The 19,125-nt window shown below is 49.5% G+C and carries 19 protein-coding genes; 5 read left to right on the forward strand and 14 right to left on the reverse strand.

The window, feature by feature from the left end; all coding sequences use genetic code 11:
* Window positions 1–22 precede the first annotated feature (22 nt).
* The 5 genes from BTR1S_RS10175 (at window position 23) to BTR1S_RS23215 (ending at window position 3,929) form a co-directional block, all read left to right on the forward strand.
* Window positions 23–571, forward strand: a complete 549-nt coding sequence (locus BTR1S_RS10175; RefSeq protein ID WP_006639098.1) for a DJ-1/PfpI family protein — start codon at window positions 23–25, stop codon at window positions 569–571.
* 102 nt (window positions 572–673) lie between these two features.
* Entirely contained in the window at window positions 674–979 is a 306-nt protein-coding gene (gene csoR, locus BTR1S_RS10180; protein WP_029419528.1) for a copper-sensing transcriptional repressor CsoR, read from the forward strand.
* A 95-nt stretch (window positions 980–1,074) separates the two neighbouring features.
* The gene (gene copZ, locus BTR1S_RS10185) at window positions 1,075–1,284 is read left to right on the forward strand and encodes a copper chaperone CopZ (RefSeq protein WP_006639096.1); all 210 of its coding nucleotides are present in this window, start codon (window positions 1,075–1,077) and stop codon (window positions 1,282–1,284) included.
* 78 nt (window positions 1,285–1,362) lie between these two features.
* The gene (locus BTR1S_RS10190) at window positions 1,363–3,798 is read left to right on the forward strand and encodes a heavy metal translocating P-type ATPase (protein ID WP_029419527.1); all 2,436 of its coding nucleotides are present in this window, start codon (window positions 1,363–1,365) and stop codon (window positions 3,796–3,798) included.
* Window positions 3,795–3,929 (forward strand): hypothetical protein, encoded by a 135-nt coding sequence (locus tag BTR1S_RS23215; protein WP_255265710.1) that lies wholly within the window; start codon window positions 3,795–3,797, stop codon window positions 3,927–3,929. Before BTR1S_RS10190 ends, BTR1S_RS23215 begins: the two co-directional genes overlap by 4 nt.
* Before the next feature lie 41 nt (window positions 3,930–3,970).
* Here the strand turns inward: BTR1S_RS23215 and BTR1S_RS22795 are convergent, their stop codons facing one another.
* From BTR1S_RS22795 to BTR1S_RS10260, 14 genes are all read right to left on the reverse strand, one after another.
* The gene (locus tag BTR1S_RS22795) at window positions 3,971–4,195 is read right to left on the reverse strand and encodes a hypothetical protein (RefSeq protein WP_006639093.1); all 225 of its coding nucleotides are present in this window, start codon (window positions 4,193–4,195) and stop codon (window positions 3,971–3,973) included.
* A 24-nt stretch (window positions 4,196–4,219) separates the two neighbouring features.
* Window positions 4,220–5,071, reverse strand: a complete 852-nt coding sequence (locus tag BTR1S_RS10200; protein WP_006639092.1) for a tagatose bisphosphate family class II aldolase — start codon at window positions 5,069–5,071, stop codon at window positions 4,220–4,222.
* Between the two features lie 23 nt (window positions 5,072–5,094).
* The gene (locus BTR1S_RS10205; RefSeq protein ID WP_029419526.1) at window positions 5,095–5,553 is read right to left on the reverse strand and encodes a PTS sugar transporter subunit IIA; all 459 of its coding nucleotides are present in this window, start codon (window positions 5,551–5,553) and stop codon (window positions 5,095–5,097) included.
* A gap of 5 nt (window positions 5,554–5,558) precedes the next feature.
* A complete protein-coding gene (locus BTR1S_RS10210; RefSeq protein ID WP_006639090.1) occupies window positions 5,559–6,962 on the reverse strand; it encodes a PTS fructose transporter subunit IIC in 1,404 nt (467 codons plus the stop codon).
* Window positions 6,963–6,978: 16 nt separating this feature from the next.
* A complete protein-coding gene (tagK, locus tag BTR1S_RS10215) occupies window positions 6,979–7,893 on the reverse strand; it encodes a D-tagatose-1-phosphate kinase (protein WP_006639089.1) in 915 nt (304 codons plus the stop codon).
* 83 nt (window positions 7,894–7,976) lie between these two features.
* Window positions 7,977–8,765, reverse strand: coding sequence for a MurR/RpiR family transcriptional regulator (locus BTR1S_RS10220; protein WP_006639088.1), 789 nt, complete (start codon window positions 8,763–8,765; stop codon window positions 7,977–7,979).
* 129 nt (window positions 8,766–8,894) lie between these two features.
* The gene (locus tag BTR1S_RS21860) at window positions 8,895–9,224 is read right to left on the reverse strand and encodes a four-helix bundle copper-binding protein (RefSeq protein WP_081723766.1); all 330 of its coding nucleotides are present in this window, start codon (window positions 9,222–9,224) and stop codon (window positions 8,895–8,897) included.
* Between the two features lie 107 nt (window positions 9,225–9,331).
* Window positions 9,332–10,267: a metal ABC transporter substrate-binding protein gene (locus BTR1S_RS10230; protein WP_006639086.1), complete on the reverse strand. Its 936-nt coding sequence runs from the start codon at window positions 10,265–10,267 to the stop codon at window positions 9,332–9,334.
* Window positions 10,268–10,286: 19 nt separating this feature from the next.
* On the reverse strand, window positions 10,287–11,144 hold the full coding sequence (locus BTR1S_RS10235) for a metal ABC transporter permease (protein ID WP_006639085.1): 858 nt from the start codon (window positions 11,142–11,144) through the stop codon (window positions 10,287–10,289).
* Complete coding sequence (locus tag BTR1S_RS10240) at window positions 11,144–11,887, reverse strand: metal ABC transporter ATP-binding protein (protein WP_006639084.1); 744 nt, start codon at window positions 11,885–11,887, stop codon at window positions 11,144–11,146. Before BTR1S_RS10240 ends, BTR1S_RS10235 begins: the two co-directional genes overlap by 1 nt.
* 226 nt (window positions 11,888–12,113) lie before the next feature.
* Window positions 12,114–15,050, reverse strand: coding sequence for a glycoside hydrolase family 3 C-terminal domain-containing protein (locus tag BTR1S_RS10245; protein ID WP_029419524.1), 2,937 nt, complete (start codon window positions 15,048–15,050; stop codon window positions 12,114–12,116).
* A 13-nt stretch (window positions 15,051–15,063) separates the two neighbouring features.
* A complete protein-coding gene (gene yicI / locus BTR1S_RS10250) occupies window positions 15,064–17,376 on the reverse strand; it encodes an alpha-xylosidase (protein ID WP_029419523.1) in 2,313 nt (770 codons plus the stop codon).
* Between the two features lie 16 nt (window positions 17,377–17,392).
* Entirely contained in the window at window positions 17,393–18,211 is an 819-nt protein-coding gene (locus tag BTR1S_RS10255) for a carbohydrate ABC transporter permease (RefSeq protein WP_006639081.1), read from the reverse strand.
* A 2-nt stretch (window positions 18,212–18,213) separates the two neighbouring features.
* Window positions 18,214–19,104, reverse strand: a complete 891-nt coding sequence (locus tag BTR1S_RS10260; RefSeq protein WP_006639080.1) for a carbohydrate ABC transporter permease — start codon at window positions 19,102–19,104, stop codon at window positions 18,214–18,216.
* Window positions 19,105–19,125 lie beyond the last annotated feature (21 nt).

A 19,125-nucleotide genomic window follows, 5' to 3' on the forward strand; every position in this document is an offset into this window, starting at 1 on the left:
TAAAAAAAGGGAGATGTTTTGGATGGCGAAAAAGGTACTGATTGTAACGGGTGACGCAGTTGAAGCGCTTGAAGTGTATTACCCTTATTACCGTTGTCTGGAAGAAGGCTTTGAGGTGACGATTGCGGCGCCGAAAAAGAAAAAGCTCCATACGGTCGTTCATGACTTCTTAGATTGGGATACATACACCGAAAAACCGGGCTATTTAATCGAGGCGCACGCATCATTTGATGAGGTTGATCCGTCAGAATACGACGGCCTTATCATCCCGGGCGGACGCGCTCCCGAATTCATTCGGATGTATGACTCATTATTAAAGATCGTCGCCCATTTCTTTGAGGAAAATAAACCGGTCGGCGCCATTTGTCATGCGAGCCTGATTTTCACCAGTCTGAGAGAACATCTGAAAGGACGCGAGCTGACCGCTTACATTGCGTGCAAGCCTGAAGTTGAAGCGTCAGGCGCTACCTATATTGAAGAAAAGCTGCATGTTGACGGAAACCTTGTCTCAGGGCATGACTGGTCCAACCTTCCGGAATTCATGAGAGAATTTTTCAAAGCGCTGAAATAATACAGAAGATGACCCCATCTGCTCGGGGTTATCTTTTTTAGACATCATTCTGTTTACATTTTATAATGATATTACCGCCATGTAAGAAAGAGAGGTGTTCCAATGACAGCACATCATGAAGAACATATGCTGAACCCCAAAAGCTCAAAGGAAAAGGAGCAAATTACAAACCGGTTAAAAAGAATTGAAGGACAGGTCAGGGGCATTCAGAACATGATTGAAAACGACCGTTACTGCGTCGATATACTCGTTCAAATTTCCGCAGTTCAAGCCGCCATGCAAAAGGTGGCGTTCAGTCTGCTGGAAAATCATACCCATCATTGCGTGGCCGACGCCATTCAAAGCGGCAAAGGCGAAGAAGCGATTGAAGAGCTGCTGGACGTGTTTAAACGCTTTTCAAAATCATAAAAGAACTAATGAGAAGAATGTTTTCTTGAAATACCCTACAGGGGTATGGTAATATGAAATTGATCAATATCATCAAACCTTGGGAGGCTTTCAATATGGAACAAAAAACGCTTGATGTGAAAGGAATGTCCTGCAACCATTGCGTTCAGGCCGTTGAAGGGAACGTCGGGAAATTGAGCGGCGTTGAATCCGTCAAAGTGGATTTGGGAAGCGGAAAGGTTGACGTTTCATTTGATGCAGACAAAGTATCACTGAAAGAGATCGTCGATGTCATCGAGGATCAAGGGTATGATGTCGCTCACTAGGGAAAAATACGCGCTGTAAGGGCGCGGTTTTTTCTGCGAGAATATATACCTATGGGGGGTATATAAGGAGTGAAGGATATGGGTGAACAAAAAGAAGCCACTCTTCAAATATCAGGCATGACATGCGCCGCATGTGCGGCCCGGATTGAAAAAGGCTTAAAACGTCTTGACGGGGTTGAAGATGCCAATGTGAATCTGGCGCTGGAAAAATCGAAAGTCACCTACGATCCGGCGCGCGTTGATGTCGGGCAGCTGGCTGATAAGGTGGAGTCGCTCGGTTACCGCGTGGGGGCCGAAAAAGCGGAATTTGCGATTTTAGGGATGACATGCGCGGCTTGTGCAAACCGGATCGAAAAGCGGCTCAATAAACTGCCCGGTGTCAAAAGCGCACCTGTCAATTTTGCCCTTGAGACGGTGACAGCCGAGTATTTTCCAGGCGCCGCATCTGTGGACGACATGCAAGAAGCTGTTGAAAAGCTCGGCTACAAGCTGACATTAAAAGAAGATAAGAGCGAAGGCGGCGCGGCAGAGCAGAGGGAAAAAGACATCCAAAACCAGACGGGAAAATTCATATTTTCCGCCATTTTGTCTTTTCCGCTGCTGTGGGCGATGGTCAGCCATTTCAGATTCACGTCATTTATCTGGCTGCCTGATATGCTGATGAATGCGTGGGTGCAATTGGCGTTGGCCACCCCGGTGCAATTTATTGTCGGCAGACAATTCTACGTCGGCGCTTACAAAGCGCTGCGGAACAAAAGCGCCAATATGGATGTGCTCGTCGCACTCGGAACGTCGGCGGCCTATTTTTACAGCCTTTATTTAAGTATTGCCAGCCTCGGAACCAATGGACATCCAGAAGGCCTCTATTATGAAACAAGCGCCATCCTGCTGACGTTGATTATTTTAGGGAAGCTGTTTGAGGCTAAAGCGAAAGGCCGCTCATCTGATGCGATCAAAAAGCTGATGGGACTTCAGGCAAAGACTGCGACCGTCGTCAGAAACGGCGAAGAAATGACCGTGCCGATTGAACAGGTGCTGGCCGGCGATATCATGCACGTCAAACCCGGCGAAAAAATTCCGGCGGACGGAGAGATTGTTGAAGGCCGTTCAGCCTTGGACGAATCGATGATTACCGGTGAAAGCATCCCCGTCGACAAAACGGTCGGAGATCAAGTAATCGGCGCTACGGTCAATAAAAACGGATTTTTGAAAATCAGAGCTGAAAAAGTAGGAAAAGACACGGCATTGGCGCAAATTATTAAAGTGGTGGAAGAGGCGCAAGGGTCAAAGGCGCCGATTCAGCGGCTTGCTGACCGCATTTCAGGTGTTTTTGTCCCGATTGTCGTCGCGATCGCCATCATAACGTTCTTGGCCTGGTATTTGGCCGTGAATCCCGGCGATTTCGGCGCAGCGCTCGAAAAGCTGATCGCCGTTCTTGTCATCGCATGTCCGTGCGCGCTCGGGCTTGCAACGCCGACTTCGATAATGGCGGGTTCGGGACGGGCGGCCGAATACGGCATTTTGTTTAAAGGCGGAGAGCACTTAGAGACCGCTCACCGCTTAGACACGGTGATTCTTGATAAAACGGGGACAGTCACAAACGGAAAGCCGCAGCTCACAGATGTACGCCCCGAATCATGGCTGAATGAAACGGAATTCCTCACATTGGCCGGATCGGCGGAAAAAAATTCCGAGCATCCGCTTGCCGAAGCGATCGTTGAAGGCATCAGGCAGAGAGGAATCGATCCGGCCGATCCGAGCCGCTTTGAAGCGATACCCGGATACGGTATTGAAGCCGCTGTTGATGAGAAGCAGGTTTTGATTGGTACGAGACGGCTTTTGGAACAGCACGGGATCGATATTTCCCACGTACTTGGCAATATGGAGAAGCTTGAGAAACAAGGGAAAACGGCGATGCTTGCAGCAATTGACGGCCGGTTTGCGGGATTAATTGCCGTGGCCGATACGATCAAGGATACGTCGAAAGCGGCGGTTGAAAGGCTCAAGGATATGGGGCTTGACGTCGTCATGATTACCGGAGACAACCGGCGGACGGCAGAAGCGATCGCTGCCGAAGCGGGAATCGAGCGGGTGGTAGCCGAAGTGCTGCCTGAAGGAAAAGCGGAAGAAATCAGAAAGCTTCAAGCGCAAGGAAAAAAAGTCGCCATGGTCGGCGACGGCATCAATGATGCTCCGGCTTTAGCAGCGGCAGACACGGGTATGGCCATCGGAACAGGGGCCGACGTTGCTATGGAAGCCGCCGATATTACCCTGATCCGCGGAGATTTAAACAGCATCGCCGATGCGATCTCCATGAGCAAGCTCACGATCAAAAACATTAAACAAAATCTGTTCTGGGCGTTCGCGTACAACAGTGTCGGCATTCCATTCGCCGCCCTCGGCTTTTTAGCCCCGTGGCTCGCCGGCGCCGCCATGGCGTTCAGCTCGGTATCGGTCGTTCTGAATGCGCTCAGGCTGCAAAAGGTGAAACTGGATTGGAGGAATCCGTCTTGAAAAACAGAAAAGTGCTGATTTGGGCGGTTTCGGCGGTTGTTTATGTGGGACTCGTAATTGGCGTGTACAGCATTTTTTCCGGCCAGAATTCCACTCCGGATGAACAGCATCCGAGCCATCAGTCAGAATAATGTGAGGAAAGGATCCCCGGTTTGTTTTCCAGGGATCCTTTTCATTTTTTTGAAAGCGGAAAACATCTTGAAACAGAATGGAAGATGCACGCATCATAATCCTTCTGTTTCAAGATGGCTGAATGGCATTGATTTACAGACGGAACAGCGCCGATCTGTGACTGATGAAGCGGGATCGTAATTTTCCGGCTGTGGTTCGATCCGCCCGGCCGGCCCTGCGGCGGAGATGGATTCGTATTCCAGGCGGAAAGCCGGATGCCCTTCAAAAGGAGGCATCCGGCTTTTGCTGTTTAATATCTTCCGTTGCTCATACACATATAAATTTTTTCTTCGACGATTTTTTTCATCGCTTCTTTGGCGGGAGCCATGTATTTTCTCGGATCGCTCGCTTCGGGATGATCGTTTAGATAATGGCGCAGCTTATCGGAAAAAGGAATTTTTAATTCTGTCGCGATGTTCACCTTTGCGCAGCCCAGTTTGATGCACCTTCTGACGTCTTGTTCGGGAATCCCTGATGCGCCGTGCAGGACCAGCGGGATCGAGACGCGTTTTTGTATCTCGGCCAGCCGGTCAAAATCGATTTTCGGCTCTGAAGAATAAAGGCCGTGAGCCGTGCCGATCGCAACGGCCAATGAGTCGATGCCGGTTTTGTCGACAAACTCCTTGGCCGCATCCGGATCAGTGTAATATGCATCAGCCTGATCCACGACAAGATCATCTTCCTGTCCGCCAAGCCGTCCGAGCTCCGCTTCAACAGTGGCGTCTTTCTGCCGGGCATACTGAACGACTTTTTTCGTCATTGCGATATTTTCTGCGAATGGATGATGGGACGCATCGATCATCACGGATTTCGTTCCCAATGTCAATGATTCGCGAATATCATCGATGTGCTCATGATGGTCAAGATGAAGGGCGACCGGTACCGTGCAGCGCGCCGCAGCCGTCTCTGTGATCGCCTGGATGTAGTCGCGGCCGGCATAGCTGAATGTTCCCGGGGTCGCCGCAAGAATCACGGGCGACCTAAGAGCTTCCGCCGTTTCGGTCACGGCCTGCACGGTTTCGAGATTGTGAATGTTGAAGGCTGGCACCGCATAGCCGTTTGCCTGCGCGTCCAGCAGCATTTTTTTTGTATTTGTCAGCATTCCGATTCCTTCTTTCATAAGAATTAAGATATATAGGCTGAGATGGTGTACTGAATGGCTTCAGGGCTTTCCGCCTCAAGCAGCTGCCGTCTCACATCGTCATGAACGAGCATGCGCGACAGGGATGATAGCAGTTGCAAATGCGTGCTGTTTGCCTCGGCATCAGGTATAAATAAAGCAATGATGAACGTGACCGGTGTCTGATCAAGAGCGTTCCATTCAATACCTGTTTTGTTTTTCATTATCAATACGGCCGCTTCTTTTATGTCCTCAAGCTTTGTATGAGGGATGGCAAATCCGTCGATAAAGCCGGTCGTGCTTTCCGCTTCTCTTTTTGCCAAACCGTTTACGACCGCTTCCTTTGATGCTGCGATTCCCGAGTCATAGGCGATTTCGGCCAGTCTGTCAAAGACCTCAGCTTGCGATGACAATTCTTCGTGAAGGCAGATATGCTCTTTTTTTACAAATATCGTTGTGCTCATAATGATCAGCCTTTCTCAATTTTTTCATATGCCCGTTTTTGGTATAAGCCGTACAAGAAAGCGCCGATGAGCGAACCGATTAAAATCGACACGACCCATTGAAATGCTCCGTTGACGACTGGGAGGACAAGGAAACCGCCGTGCGGGGCCGGCACCTGAACGCCGAACGAATACGTTAAAATGGCTGATACTGATGAACCGATCATCAAAATCGGGATGACAGGGATCGGTTTTTTGGCGGCGAACGGGATGGCGCCTTCTGTGATGTGAGTGGCGCCGAGAATGAAATTGACGAGCCCGGCATTCCGGTCCTGCTGGCTGAAGTATTTTCGGAAAAACAAAGTGGCAAATGCAATGACGAGCGGCGGGGTGATGCATGCGGCAGAGACGCCGGCCATGAAATACTGGTTCCCTTCGGCAAGCAGCGCGGTTCCCGTGACATATGCCGCTTTATTGACTGGTCCGCCCATGTCGAAGGCGCTCATACATCCGATGATGAGGCCGAGAATGACGGGACTCGCTCCTTGAAAGTCGGCCAAAAAGTGCTTCATGCCTTCATTGATCGCTGTCATCGGTTCCACTAATACGAACATGACGGCTCCGATCAGAAAGATGCCGAGGACGGGATAAAGGAAGATCGCTTTTAATCCTTCAAGCGACTGCGGCATTTTTTTCAGTACATAAGATAGGCCGTAAATGATCAGCCCGGCTAAAAATCCGGAGACAATTCCGCCTAAAAAGCCGGCTCCGCCCGTACTGGCGATCATTCCGCCGATAAACCCGACAATCAGGCCCGGGCGTTTGGCCATTGAATCGGCGATATATGCCGAAAGGATCGGAACCATCAGCTGGAAGCCGAACGCGCCGGTTTTGTTTAGCAATTCGGCAAACGCGTTATAGCTTGGATGTTTCGGATCAGCGGAATGAATGCCGAATAAAAACGAGATCGCGATCAACACTCCTCCGCCGACGACGAACGGAAGCATGTGGGAGACGCCGTTCATCAGGTGTTTATAAATTTTCCGGCCGGCCGACCCGGATTCGATGATGTCTGTTTCTTCCGCTGTTTTTTCGGCTGTCTTTTTGCCGTAAATCGGTGCTTTTTTATTGATCAGCGTCTGAATCAGTGCTTCCGCATCCCGAATTCCGCGGGCGACGGGAACGTCAAGAACAGGCTTGCCTATAAAACGGTCGGCGCCCACATCCTTGTCCGCCGCAATAATCACCCCGTCAGCCTGCTTAATGTCCTCAGCCGACAGTTCGTTTTGCACGCCGACCTGGCCGTGGGTTTCCACTTTGATGTCGACGCCCAGCTTTGCTGCGGCTTGTTTTAAAGCTTCTTCAGCCATAAACGTATGGGCGATTCCGGTCGGACAGCCGGTCGCGGCAATGATTTTGATGTTTGCCATGTTAAAACCCCCTTTTTTATAAATGAGTGATCCGAATTTGCGGCAGGATATCATCGAGTCTGGACAAATCGCAGAGCCCTTTTGAAAAGGCCGTCAGCGCTCCTGCGGCCGACGCCTGCTTTAATGCGTCTTCAAGAGGAATGCCGAGCTTCTGTTTGCCGATGAACACCGCGAGCATGGCATCACCCGCACACGCGGTGTTGACGACTCTGCCTTTGGCTGATGTCACCTTTAATGTCTGATTGCGGTCAAAATATACCGCACCGTCCTTTCCGCGGGTGACGAGCACCCGTTCAGCCCCCCGCTCTAAAAGCTCCCGGCCGTAATAGACGATTTCCTCCTCTGACAGCGCTTTCTTCATATTGAAAAATGCGGCCAGTTCCTGTTCATTCGGTTTGATCAGGTAAGGGCGGTATGGAAGGCAGTCGAGAAGTGCGGGCGAGCTGATATCTAAAATCAGCTTTAAGTCCCGTTTGGCGGCAATACTGGCCAAAGCCGGGTAAATGTCTTCCTGAACGCCTTTTGGAAGGCTGCCGGAAACAAATAAAATGCGTCCCCGCGGAATCTCGCGAATTTTATGGATCAATTCCTGTGTCCGCTCTTCTGATATGAGCGGTCCTTTGTTGACAATTTTGAATTCACGGTGTGCGTTGATAAAAATATTAATCCGGGAAATTCCGTCAACCTTTACAAAATCGGTTGCGATGTTTTCTTTTTTCAGCTCATCTTCAATAAAGCGCCCTGTAAACCCCCCTGTAAATCCGAGCGCCGTATTGTCGAGGCCGAGGCGCTTCAGCATAAAGGAAATATTGACGCCTTTTCCGTTAGGCTGGTAATCTTCATCTGTCGTGCGGTTGACAATATCGGGAAGCAAATCACCGGTTTCCACAAACAGGTCGATGGCGGTATTCATCGTGCATGTATAGATCATGTTGTTTCCCCCCTTTATCTATGACTTCACAGACATTATGTCACAGATCAAAGGAGGGATGTTTACAGGTTGTGTAAAGGTTTTCAACCAGATGTTTCATGCGAGGTGCGAATCACGTATGAATCGAGCATAATGCGGGAGAGGACTTGCAGGGGCAGGCGTGAGCGGACTTCGTAATCCGGAAAAAAAGACTGTTCTCCTTTGAAACCGACCAGCACGATCTCAGACAGTTTTGCGAGCCTGGAGTCAATTCTTGTCGTCAACGTAATCGAGGAAATCGCCTGCAATTTGAAATTGGTTGCGGCCTCGACCAGTTCTTCCGTTTCCCCGTTCAGTGAGATAAACAGGCCTAGATCCTGTTTTGTCAGTGTTTTCGATTTGCCTCTGATAATGTTCGGATCGCTGTGCATTTCGCAGTTTTTTCCGAGCAGCTGGAGCTTGATCGTCATTTCCGTACCGATCATTTCAGATAAGCCTCTTGCAAAAATATAAATTTTTGCGGCATTGTTGATTTTCTGTATGGCGTCTTCAATCAGGCCGATATCAAGCATTTTGATCGTATCAAGGACTTCCCGTTCGTTTTTCAATATGGCCTGTTTGATCTGGCTGTCGATATCATCCATGAGGGGAGTATGTCCGAGCTGATGGCTCTCTTTCAATGCATATTTAAAGGAAGTGTAGCCGTCATAGCCGAGCTTTTTCATCAGCCTGACAATCGTAGCTGTTGAAACATTGGCATTTTCGCTTAGTTTCACGATCGACTGGGTTGAGATCAGGTCCAGGTGCTGATAAATATACTCCAGCAAATGGCGTTCGGAGTCGCTGAGTGTCTGATATGTGTCGGAAGTCATTTGGAACAAGCTGTCTTTCATATGGAAAACCCCCTTTTATAGTCATATTGTATCAGTTTGACAGGGGGAGAAGACTAAAAATCGCAGGGGGAGAGAAATAAAAAAACCGGCTTCATGCCCAAATGTTTGGACACGCCGGATGTTCTTTCATTAAGAAGCCATGTTTCTGCAGGCCTCGGCACATCTGAAACAGCTTTCAGCGCTTACCTGGCAATGGCTATGCTTATGGAAGCTGCACTCGTTTCCGCATGCTTCACAAACCTTTGCACACAACAAGCAAATATCTTCAGCATACGGGCTGTTCCGTGTCATTGCCTGGACGGCGGCATGGCATATGTCGGCGCATTCTCTGTCCAAGCGGATGCATTCGGCCATCATGGAGGCGTCTTCTTCCATTAGGCATTTGTCAAAGCACTCGTTGCAAAGCTGAAGACACTCCTGACAGGCTTTGATGCACTCATCATATGATACGTTTTCCACAGTAAACACTCCTTTTTCCGCGCTTTCTGTATACAGTACCCTTCGCGAAAATCGGGCAAACCTGACAAACGGCTGCAGATCCATATACAGCCACAGCCGTTTGCCATTTATTCCGCGAGTCCCTGATGGATGCGGTCAAGATTTTCTTTCATCATCTGATAATAGGATTCTCCGGCTTCACCCGGCTTGCCGATCGAATCGGTAAATACTTTTCCTTTGATCGGCACGCCGGTTTCGGCTGACAGGCTTTCCATACTTCGCGGATCAACGCTTGTCTCTACGAATAATGCCGGAACTTTCTTTTTCTTCACCGTGTCGACGATCTTTTTCATCTGCCCGGGGGTGCCTTCATTTTCGGTATTAATCTCCCAAATATATTGGGCGTCTACACCGTATGCCGCCGCAAAATATTTAAAGGCGCCTTCGCTTGTCACGAGGATGCGGCGGTCTTTCGGGATGTCATTAAAGCGGTCCACCGCTTCGACATGAAGCTTTTCCAGCTTTTCAATATAGGCCGCCGCGTTTTTTTCGTAGTCTTTTTTATGATCGGGATCTTTTTTGATCAGCGCGTCCCGTGCATTTTTAGCATATTGAATCCCGTTTTGAATGTCGAGCCATGCATGGGGATCTTCTTCTGTTTCTTTTCCTTTCGATGTGAGGTGCTTCGCTTTCACACCTTCGCTCAGCTTATAAACCGGGGCATCATCTCCGGCTTTTTCGGCCGTTTCAAGCAGCTTGGTAAACCAGCCGTTGCCTGTCTCAAGATTCAGCCCGTTATAAAAGACGATATCGGCATCCGTCGTTTTTTGGACGTCCTTTGGCAGCGGGTCGTATTCATGAGGATCTGTGCCGACAGGGACGATGCTGTACAAATCAATGTGATCGCCCCCGACGTTTTTGACGATGTCATAAAGGATCGAATACGTGGTCACAACTTTCAATTTTCCGTTTTCTTCACTGCTGCTTTTCGCTGAACAGCCGGCGGCGAGAAACAGCATCACAGCCGCCAGAAGCGCGAATTTTTGTTTGACGAACCGTTTCATTTGATTTCCCCCTCTATTTTTATTGAAGTGCTGCTCTTTTCCGTCTTGATCTCAATGATCTCCAGAGCACACCTTGTTTCGGTGAAAACATAAAGGCCAGACCGAACAGGATCGTAGCGGTAAGAACAATCGCCGCCCCAGATGCGAGATTGTACGTGTAGCTCAGCCCCAGGCCGATGACTGCCGACAAAGCGCCGAAGAAAGCGGCCATATAGATCATCACCCACAGCCGGTCCGTCAATAAGTATGCGGTGGCGGCAGGCGTGATCAGCATCGCGACGACGAGGATGATGCCGACGGTTTGAAGCGATGCGACCGTCACCATTGTCAAAAGCGTCATTAAAAAGTAATGGATCAGCCGGTTCGGCAAACCGTAGACGGCGGCCATCGTCGGGTCGAACGAAGTGATCAGCAGCTCTTTATAAAACAGAAAGACGGCTGTCAGGATGAGGATGCCGATGACAAGCGTGATCCACATATCTGATGAACGGACGGCGAGTACATTGCCGAATAAAATGTGGTACAGATCGCTTGAGCTTTTCACAAGCGTGATCAAAATGATGCCGACCGCGAAAAAGGCGGTAAACACGATGCCGATGGCCGAATCGTTTTTTATCCGGCTGTTTTGGCTGACATAGCCGATTCCGAGCGCGGTCAGTACGCCGGTGAAAACGGCTCCGAAGAAAAAGTTGACGCCCAGCATATAAGAAATGGCGACCCCCGGCAGGACGGCATGGGAGATAGCGTCGCCCATGAGCGCCATTCCCCGTAAAATGATGAAGCAGCCGATTACTCCGCAAATGATGCCGACCATAATTGATGTAAACAATGATTTTTGCAAAAAGGAATATTCCATCAGTCCATTGATAAATTCCATCAGATTGCCCCCCGTTTCGTTTGCAGAAATGAAAGCTGAGATTCATAGGCTTTCATCATTACGTCCGGCTCGAGGATTTCGGAGACGGGGCCTTTTTGAATCAGCTTTTTATTCAGCAGGATCAGTTCATTGAAGTAGCTGTCCGCTTTGCTCAGATCGTGATGCACCACGAGTACGGTTTTGCCTTCATCACGCAATTCCTGCAATATCCCGACAATCATCTCTTCACTGGTGACATCGATTCCGACGAATGGTTCATCAAGGCAGAACAGCTCAGCTTTTTGGGCGAGCGCCCTGGCGAGAAATACGCGCTGCTGCTGTCCGCCCGACAGCTCGCCGATCTGGCGCTTGGAGAAAGCGGCCATTCCGACTTTTTCAAGGCAATGGTGCGCCCAGTCTTTATGGCTTTTTTTCGGGCGGCGGATAGGCCCCAGCTCAGGATATGTTCCAAGCAGGACGGTATCGAGAACATTGATCGGAAATGTCCAATCCATGTCATTCCGCTGGGGAACGTACGCGATTTTTCTGCGAATCTCCTTCAAAGGTCTTTCAAGCAGGCGGACCTCGCCTTTATCTTTTGGGATCAATTCAAGGATCGCTTTTAATAGCGTCGATTTGCCGGCGCCGTTTGGCCCGATGATCCCGGCCATTTTCCCTTGGTCAATGGAGAAATTGATATCATGGAGCGCCTCGCTGCCATGATATGAAACATATAAATCTTTAACGGTCAATGCTTGTTTCATAGCTGTCATGAACCCCTTTCTATGTCTATATGAAATTAACCCTTATACAATATTTTTAGCTTGGCAACTTTTTTGTTGCCTTGAGACATTTTTTTTACCTAGTGCAACTTTTGGTTGAATTTTAATACATATCCTTTGACTTGTAAAGTTCAAAAATTTCTTAATAAATGGCCAAAGCCATGCAGAACGCGCTGCATGGCTTTGTAAATTTTTCTTTTTCTTCAGATTACCGGCGGAATTGAAACGTATCGAGCGCTATTTTTCCTTTGAACACGAAATAAACGCGATGGGTGCCTGTCGTTTTTGGGAGCGAAGTTTTGATTGTTTTCCAGTTTTGCAGTCCTGAAGTATCCGGCACGTTTAGTGAACCGATTTTTTTTCCTTTTACAGGGTGATCCAAATAAATGCCGATTTCTCCGCCGCCGCTGCTTGATACCGCTGCTTCAAACCGTTTTTCGCCTTGAAAGCTGGCCAGATGGAAGGCAATCCAGGCGTCTTCTGTATCCGTTTTTACCGCGTCTCCGCCGTGTTTGGATTCTTCAGTGATCCGAACGCCTTTATAATCATCGTAGTTTTCGGCCTTCGTTTTTTTGCTCATATTTCGTTTGGGAATGGTTTCTCCGTCTGCCGGAATTCGTTTCACCAGGCGGATATCCTCTGAGGAACTGCCGATCTTGATGCTGTAGGGGCCTTTTTCGACGGCGAATCTTTCTCTCGTGACGTCCCAAAAGGCGAGGTCTGTCTGTTTCAGTTTAAATGTGACGGTTTTCGTTTCTTTCGGTGAAAGCGTGATGCGCTGGAACCCCTTCAGATCCTTCTTCGGCTGCTTCACCCTTGTGTTGAATTCCGGCGAGGTATAGAGTTGGACGACCTCATCGCCTGTTCTCGCGCCTGTGTTCGTGACCTTGAAGCGAACCGTGACAGATCCGCCTTTTTTCAGGCTTTTGAAGGGGACTGTCAAACCGTGATAGCGAAACGATGTATAGGACAAACCGTGGCCGAACGGATAAAGCGGCCGATCTTCAAAATATTTGTATGTTCTTTTCCCTTTGATGATGTCGTAATCCATCATATCAGGAAGCTCATGGATGGATGCGTGCCACGTCTGCGTCAATCGTCCGCCCGGCGCTTTATCGCCGAAAAGGATATCAGCCAGCGCACGGCCGGCTTCCTGTCCGCCATGAGCGGAATACAAAATGCTGGGTACATGTCTGTCAGCCCAGTTCAAGGCGAACGGATAGCTGCTTGTAACGACCAGCGCTGTGTTCGGATTGGCTTTTGTGACAGCTTTTATCAGCTCCTCTTGTGCGGGAGGAAGGGTGATATCTTTGCGGTCCTGTGTTTCCCGGCCGTTGATATAAGGGTTGTTTCCGACAAAAACAATTGTTTTGTCCGCCGATTTTGCCAGTGCCGCTGCTTCTTCGACGGCGCTTTTGACAACGGTTTTTGCGAATTTTTCCGCCGCTGTCAGCGGCGTATCAGCCGAGGCTGTTAATGTCCCGTCCTTTTTGGCGGTGATGTATTTGCCGTTTGCCGTATTTTTGATGGCATATGTCCCGTCAGGCTGTTTTTCAAGCTGGAAGGTCTCCTTGACCGTCCAGCCGTTTGGCTGCTTTTGGTCCGGAACGACGCTGCCGTCCTCATGAAGTGATGCATAGCGGCCGTTCGCTTGAGCACGCAGCGTGTATATGCCGTCCCCCCAATCGGCCAAGTCGAATGTTTCGCGTTTTTTCAATTCATCTGCAGTTGCCGAAAGCGGTTGTTTTTCGTCTTGAGCTGTCACATATTTTCCCGTCAGTGCGGATCGAAAACCGCTTTGTTCGATTCCTTCCGCGAAAGAGACGCGGTCTTTGCCGATTTTGTCCGTGATTCCAGCAAGCGGGGTGATTTGATAAGGCATTGTCCCGCTGTACCAATCCTCATAAAGCGCATCTCCAAACGGGCCGATTACAGCGATCTTTTCATCCGCGCGCCGCTCGAGAGGGAGCAGCTGTTTGCTGTTTTTTAATAACACGATTGATTGTTCCGCGGTTTTTTTGGCAAGCTTTTGATGTTTCGGGCTGTTGATGACATTCTCTGTGAGACGGCTGTACGGATTGCGCTTATCCGGATCAAATTCGCCCGTTCGGAAGCGGAGGCTGAATACGTTTGCCAACGCCTGATCCAAGTCTTTTTCAGCGATCAGCCCTTTTTTGAGGGCGCCTGTGACTGCGTTCTTTGTCAATGCGGGATTTTCCCCCTGGTCTGTGAAGCTGTCAATCCCCGCTTTCAGAGCATGTGCATGCGCTTCTTCGTGATTGTCATAATAGCGGTGATCATTTACAATTCCTGATGGATCAAAAGCGTCGCTGACGATAAAGAAGTGCTTTCCCGCCCATTTGTTTTTGACGGCGGTGTGAAGAAGCGGGCTTAAAATGGCCGGTTTATCATTGATCGAATTGTAAGCGGGCATCAGTCCGTATGCGGCTTTTTCAGTAATCGCGGTTTCAAACGGCTTGATGTAATACTCCTGCATGTTCCGCGGGTCGATGCTGGAAGAGCTGAAGCCCCGGTCTGTTTCATTGTTGTAGCCGAGAAAATGCTTTAGTGTTGGAACCGTTTTCAAATAAAAAGGGTGGTCTCCTTTTAAGCCGGATGCATAGGCGGCTGATATTTTTCCTGTTAAAAAGGGATCTTCTGAATAGCCTTCTTCATTTCTTCCCCACCTTGGATCACGCAGCAGATCGACGACGGGAGCCCATACATTGACGCCGTTGGCGGCGGGATTGAGATGGTGAAAGCCGCGGACTTCGTCTCCGACCGCAGAGCCGACCCGCTTAATCAAAGCGGGATTCCAGGTGTGAGCGAGCCCCACAGCCTGTGGGAAAACAGTCGCTTTACCGAGCCAGGCGACGCCGTGAAGCGCTTCAGTGCCCGTTTTAAAAGCGGGAATCCCGAGGCGGGGGATGGCGGGCTGATATTGGTGCATGAGCGATACTTTTTCTTCAAGCGTAAGTCGGGAAATGAGATCGCTGACCCTTTTTTCGACGGAAAGCCCGGGGTTTTGAAAAGGGAATTCATATGCCGGTGCTTCAGCCGCCGCCGGGCGCGGCAGGCTGAAACCCGCGATTGAAAGGATTATGCATAGCGCGGTCGCTATGGTCATGCGGACTGACTTCAGCATAGTTTCACTCCTTTCAGAAAAAAATGACGACATCCCGCTGTTCCTCTTTCGGCCGAATCCCCGTTCCTTCTTGAAGGGCTTCCGCGGCTCCGTTTATCACGGAGCTGACGGGTGGATGGTTGCGGAGGATCAGCTTCCATTTCTTTTGAACGCCTGTTGAGTTGACTGTGATCGTATTTTGGTTTCGGACGGCCCTGATGGTCATTGATTCACCGTTTACATTATAGACCGCCTGTTCCGCCGAGCAGCCGTCTTTTAAGTGGTACAGGCAGAATGTGACGCCGTCGAGGTAGTCATAGTCTGGGCGGTCTGACACATTTCCGAGCGGAAGCAGGGTGTTTTCCCTGACGAAAAGAGGGAGCCCCATATAGCCGTATTGTTCTTCTTTCCACTCTCCGCCTTCTGTTTCTTTTCCTGTTAGAAGGTGTGTCCACGTTCCTTTCGGCAAATAGTACGAGACAGCGCCGTTTTCTTGAAAAACAGGAGCGACAAGCAGGCTGCCGCCGAGCATATACTGCCTGTCAAGCCAGTCACAGGTCCTGTCTTCGGGGAATTCGAGCAGCATCGCACGCATCACGGGAATGCCTTCTTTGTGTGCTTCATAAGCGGCGGCATACAAATACGGCATCAGCCTGTGCTTCAATTTGACAAAATATCTCATCACATCTGACGCTTCTTCGTCAAACAGCCACGGCACCCTGTACGATTCGCTGCCGTGGAGGCGGCTGTGCGTTGACAAAAGCCCGAATGCCGTCCAGCGTTTATACAAATCGGCAGAGGCCGTGCTTTCAAAGCCGCCGATATCATGGCTCCAAAATCCGAATCCGGAAAGAGAAAGGGACAGACCGCCGCGAAGGCTTTCCGCCATCGAATCATAGCTGGCAAAACAATCTCCTCCCCAGTGAACGGGAAATTGCTGGCACCCGGCCGTCGCCGATCTTGCAAAAACAACCGCTTCCTGTTCGCCGCGTTTTTCTTTGAGGAGATCGAAGACGGTTTTGTTATATAAAAATGAATAATAATTGTGCATTTTTTCAGGATCAGATCCGTCAAAATACACGGCGTCGACCGGGATTCTTTCGCCGAAGTCGGTCTTAAAGCAGTCCACGCCCATGTTCAGCAGATGTTCCAGTTTTGAACAGTACCAATCGCGCGCTTTCGGGTTTGTAAAATCGACGATCGCCATTCCCGCCTGCCAGCGGTCCCACTGCCACACATCGCCCTGGTCGTTTTTTAGAAAATAGCCGTTTTCCTTGCCTTCTTGAAAAAGTTTCGATTTTTGAGCGATATAAGGATTGATCCATACACAGATCTTCAGGCCTTTTTCTTTCAGACGGCTGAGCATGGCTTGAGGCTGCTGAAAAAAACGCTCATCCCATTCAAAATTGCACCATTCGAATTCTTTCATCCAGAAACAGTCAAAATGGAAGACGCTGAGCGGAATATCCCGCTCTTTCATCCCGTCGATAAAGCGGGTAACCGTTTCTTCCGAGTAATCGGTTGTAAATGATGTCGACAGCCAAAGACCGAAGGACCAGGCGGGCGGGAGAGCAGGTTTGCCGGTTAGCTGGGCGTATCGACTTAATACATCTTTTGGCTCTCCGCCAGCGATAATGACATAATCGAGAGATTCTCCTTCAACGGAAAATTGCGCTTTTGAGACGACTTCAGAACCGATTTCATAGGACACAAGCTCAGGATGGTTGACAAACACGCCATATCCTCTGTTTGACAAGTAAAACGGGATATTTTTATAAGCCTGCTCAGTGCTTGTTCCGCCGTCTTTGTTCCAAATATCGACGGATTGGCCGTTTTTCACAAATGCGGCAAAGCGCTCCCCGAGTCCGTAAATCGTTTCACCGACGCCGATATCAAGCTGCTCTCTCATAAATGTCCGGCCATCCTCTGCCGTAATATAGGCGAGGCTGTTCGGAGAGCTTTCTGTCAGCTTGCGCCCGGCGCGTGAAAATTGATAGCCCCAGCCGTTTTTGTACACGTTTACGCTCAGACTGCCGCTTTGGAATATCAATGCTTCGGCATCTTCCGTAATCAGCGGCTTCACGTCTGTCATTCGAAGTTCAAAACCGGGCTTGTTGTCGATTCTTCCTTTAAAGTGGAAAACCTGAACGCGGATCACGTCTTCAAGCGGGCTTGAAAACCTGACGGTCAGCATTCGGGTGTCCAGCGTGTCTCCCCTTTTCTGTATCGCTTTGACAGGACCGTATACAGTCAGTGACCGTCCGTCAATCCGGTGATCATAAGCTTCCTTTGGCGTATTGATGTCATAGCCGTCCCGGGTCAGCCAGTAGCCGTCGGAAAATTTCATATACAGCACCCTTTCTTTATTTAATTGAACCGCTCACAAGGCCTTTGACAAGCTGTTTTTGCAGCAGGACAAAGATCAAAATGACAGGCAGAACGGAAATGACGGCAAAGGCCATCAGATCATTCCACTCGATGCCATATTGGCTGATCACATTGTAGATGCCGGCCGTTAAGGGCCACAGCTCCTGATTTCTGTTAAACGTCAGGCTGAAAATCAAATCCCCCCACGCGAAAAAGAAGGAAATCGCGCCGCTGACGGCGATTCCCGGCATGGCAACAGGCAAAATGATGCGGATGAACGCTGTCAAACGGCTGCATCCATCTATTTTTGCGGCGTCCTCAAGATCTTTGGGAATCCCGAGGAAAAACGTTCTGAGCATCAACACCGAAAAAGGGATGCCAAGCGTTGCAGCGGCCAAAATCGGGCCGAGGTATGTGTTTAATAGGTTCAGCTTGTTAAACACGATAAACAGCGGCGTCAAAATGACGGTCGCGGGCAGCATTTGCGTGATAAGAAACAGCAAAATAAACAGTTTTTTTCCGCGGATTTGAAAGCGGGCCAAGCCGTAGGCGGAAGGCACCGAGAGCAGCAGGACGATGCCGGCCGCAGTTCCGGAAATCAGCAGGCTGTTTACAAAATATTTGGCGATCCCTTTTGCAAATACCGCTTGAAAACCGGCAATCTGAAAGGTCTCAGGCCAAAGGGAAGGCGGTGTTTGAAACAATTCCGCCCCGGTTTTGAAAGCCGTAACGACCATCCAGTACACCGGAAACAGAAAAATCGCCGTGATCAAAATTCCCAAACCGTTGAGGAACCATTCTTTGCGTCCCGGCATGATCACATCACCTCATCTTTTTTGATCAGCCGCAAATACACGAGGCTGACCAAAAGGAGAATGAAAAACAGGATATTGGCGCTGGCCGCTCCCATGCTGAACTGAAATTGATCAAAGGAATAGCGGTAGCTGACGGTTGATAGCACTTCAGTCGAATGAACAGGACCGCCTCCAGTCATCACAAAGACAAGGTCGAATACTTTGAACGTGTATATAAATCCGAGCATCATGACGACGATGATCACCGGCCGCAGTAAAGGCAGTGTGATATATATCAATTTCTGAAACCTGCCCGCCCCGTCAAGGCTTGCGCTTTCGTATACATCTTCCGGCAGGGAGCTGAGGCCTGCGGATATGAGCAGCATGTTGAAGGGAATGCCGACCCAAATATTGGCGATGATGACCGACCAAATCGCGGCATCCGGATTTGACAGCCATGGAACAGGGCTGTCAATGATCCCCCATGATAACAGGAGCTGATTGAAAATCCCCTCGTTTGAAGCCATCATAAACTTAAACAAAAGCGCCGTAACCGTCAGCGGTATCAGCCAGCTGACCATCATCAGGCCCCGCAGGAACGGGGCAAGGCGAAATTTCAAATTGAAAAACAAAGCAAGCAAAAAACCGATGACAAATTGGAAGATGACGCTTCCTGCTGTATATGCGAGCGTGTTTTTCAAGGACGCCCAAAATACTTGATCTCGGGCGAGGCGTTTATAATTCTCAAATCCTATAAACCCGGCATCATGAGAGGCCAAATTTGATAGGGACAGGTTCTGGAAGCTGAGCAGCAGATTGTAGATTAACGGGTAGCCGATAAGGGCAAGCATAAAAAGTACCGCCGGAAACATAAAGACATATCCTTCCCATTTTCGGATGAACGCTTTGATCATGATCCAACTCCTTACCCGCTT

The organism is Bacillus sonorensis NBRC 101234 = KCTC 13918, assembly GCF_001592005.1.
Classification (GTDB): Bacteria; Bacillota; Bacilli; order Bacillales; family Bacillaceae; genus Bacillus; species Bacillus sonorensis.

Coding starts and splice junctions, on each gene's coding strand:
- BTR1S_RS10175 (WP_006639098.1), top strand. CDS start 23: ATGGCGAAAAAGGTACTGATTGTAACGGGTGACGCAGTTGAAGCGCTT.
- csoR (WP_029419528.1), top strand. CDS start 674: ATGACAGCACATCATGAAGAACATATGCTGAACCCCAAAAGCTCAAAG.
- copZ (WP_006639096.1), top strand. CDS start 1,075: ATGGAACAAAAAACGCTTGATGTGAAAGGAATGTCCTGCAACCATTGC.
- BTR1S_RS10190 (WP_029419527.1), top strand. CDS start 1,363: ATGGGTGAACAAAAAGAAGCCACTCTTCAAATATCAGGCATGACATGC.
- BTR1S_RS10200 (WP_006639092.1), bottom strand. CDS start 5,071: ATGCTGACAAATACAAAAAAAATGCTGCTGGACGCGCAGGCAAACGGC.
- BTR1S_RS10205 (WP_029419526.1), bottom strand. CDS start 5,553: ATGAGCACAACGATATTTGTAAAAAAAGAGCATATCTGCCTTCACGAA.
- BTR1S_RS10210 (WP_006639090.1), bottom strand. CDS start 6,962: ATGGCAAACATCAAAATCATTGCCGCGACCGGCTGTCCGACCGGAATC.
- tagK (WP_006639089.1), bottom strand. CDS start 7,893: ATGATCTATACATGCACGATGAATACCGCCATCGACCTGTTTGTGGAA.
- BTR1S_RS10220 (WP_006639088.1), bottom strand. CDS start 8,765: ATGAAAGACAGCTTGTTCCAAATGACTTCCGACACATATCAGACACTC.
- BTR1S_RS10230 (WP_006639086.1), bottom strand. CDS start 10,267: ATGAAACGGTTCGTCAAACAAAAATTCGCGCTTCTGGCGGCTGTGATG.
- BTR1S_RS10235 (WP_006639085.1), bottom strand. CDS start 11,144: ATGGAATTTATCAATGGACTGATGGAATATTCCTTTTTGCAAAAATCA.
- BTR1S_RS10240 (WP_006639084.1), bottom strand. CDS start 11,887: ATGAAACAAGCATTGACCGTTAAAGATTTATATGTTTCATATCATGGC.
- BTR1S_RS10245 (WP_029419524.1), bottom strand. CDS start 15,050: ATGCTGAAGTCAGTCCGCATGACCATAGCGACCGCGCTATGCATAATC.
- yicI (WP_029419523.1), bottom strand. CDS start 17,376: ATGAAATTTTCCGACGGCTACTGGCTGACCCGGGACGGCTATGACATC.
- BTR1S_RS10255 (WP_006639081.1), bottom strand. CDS start 18,211: ATGCCGGGACGCAAAGAATGGTTCCTCAACGGTTTGGGAATTTTGATC.
- BTR1S_RS10260 (WP_006639080.1), bottom strand. CDS start 19,104: ATGATCAAAGCGTTCATCCGAAAATGGGAAGGATATGTCTTTATGTTT.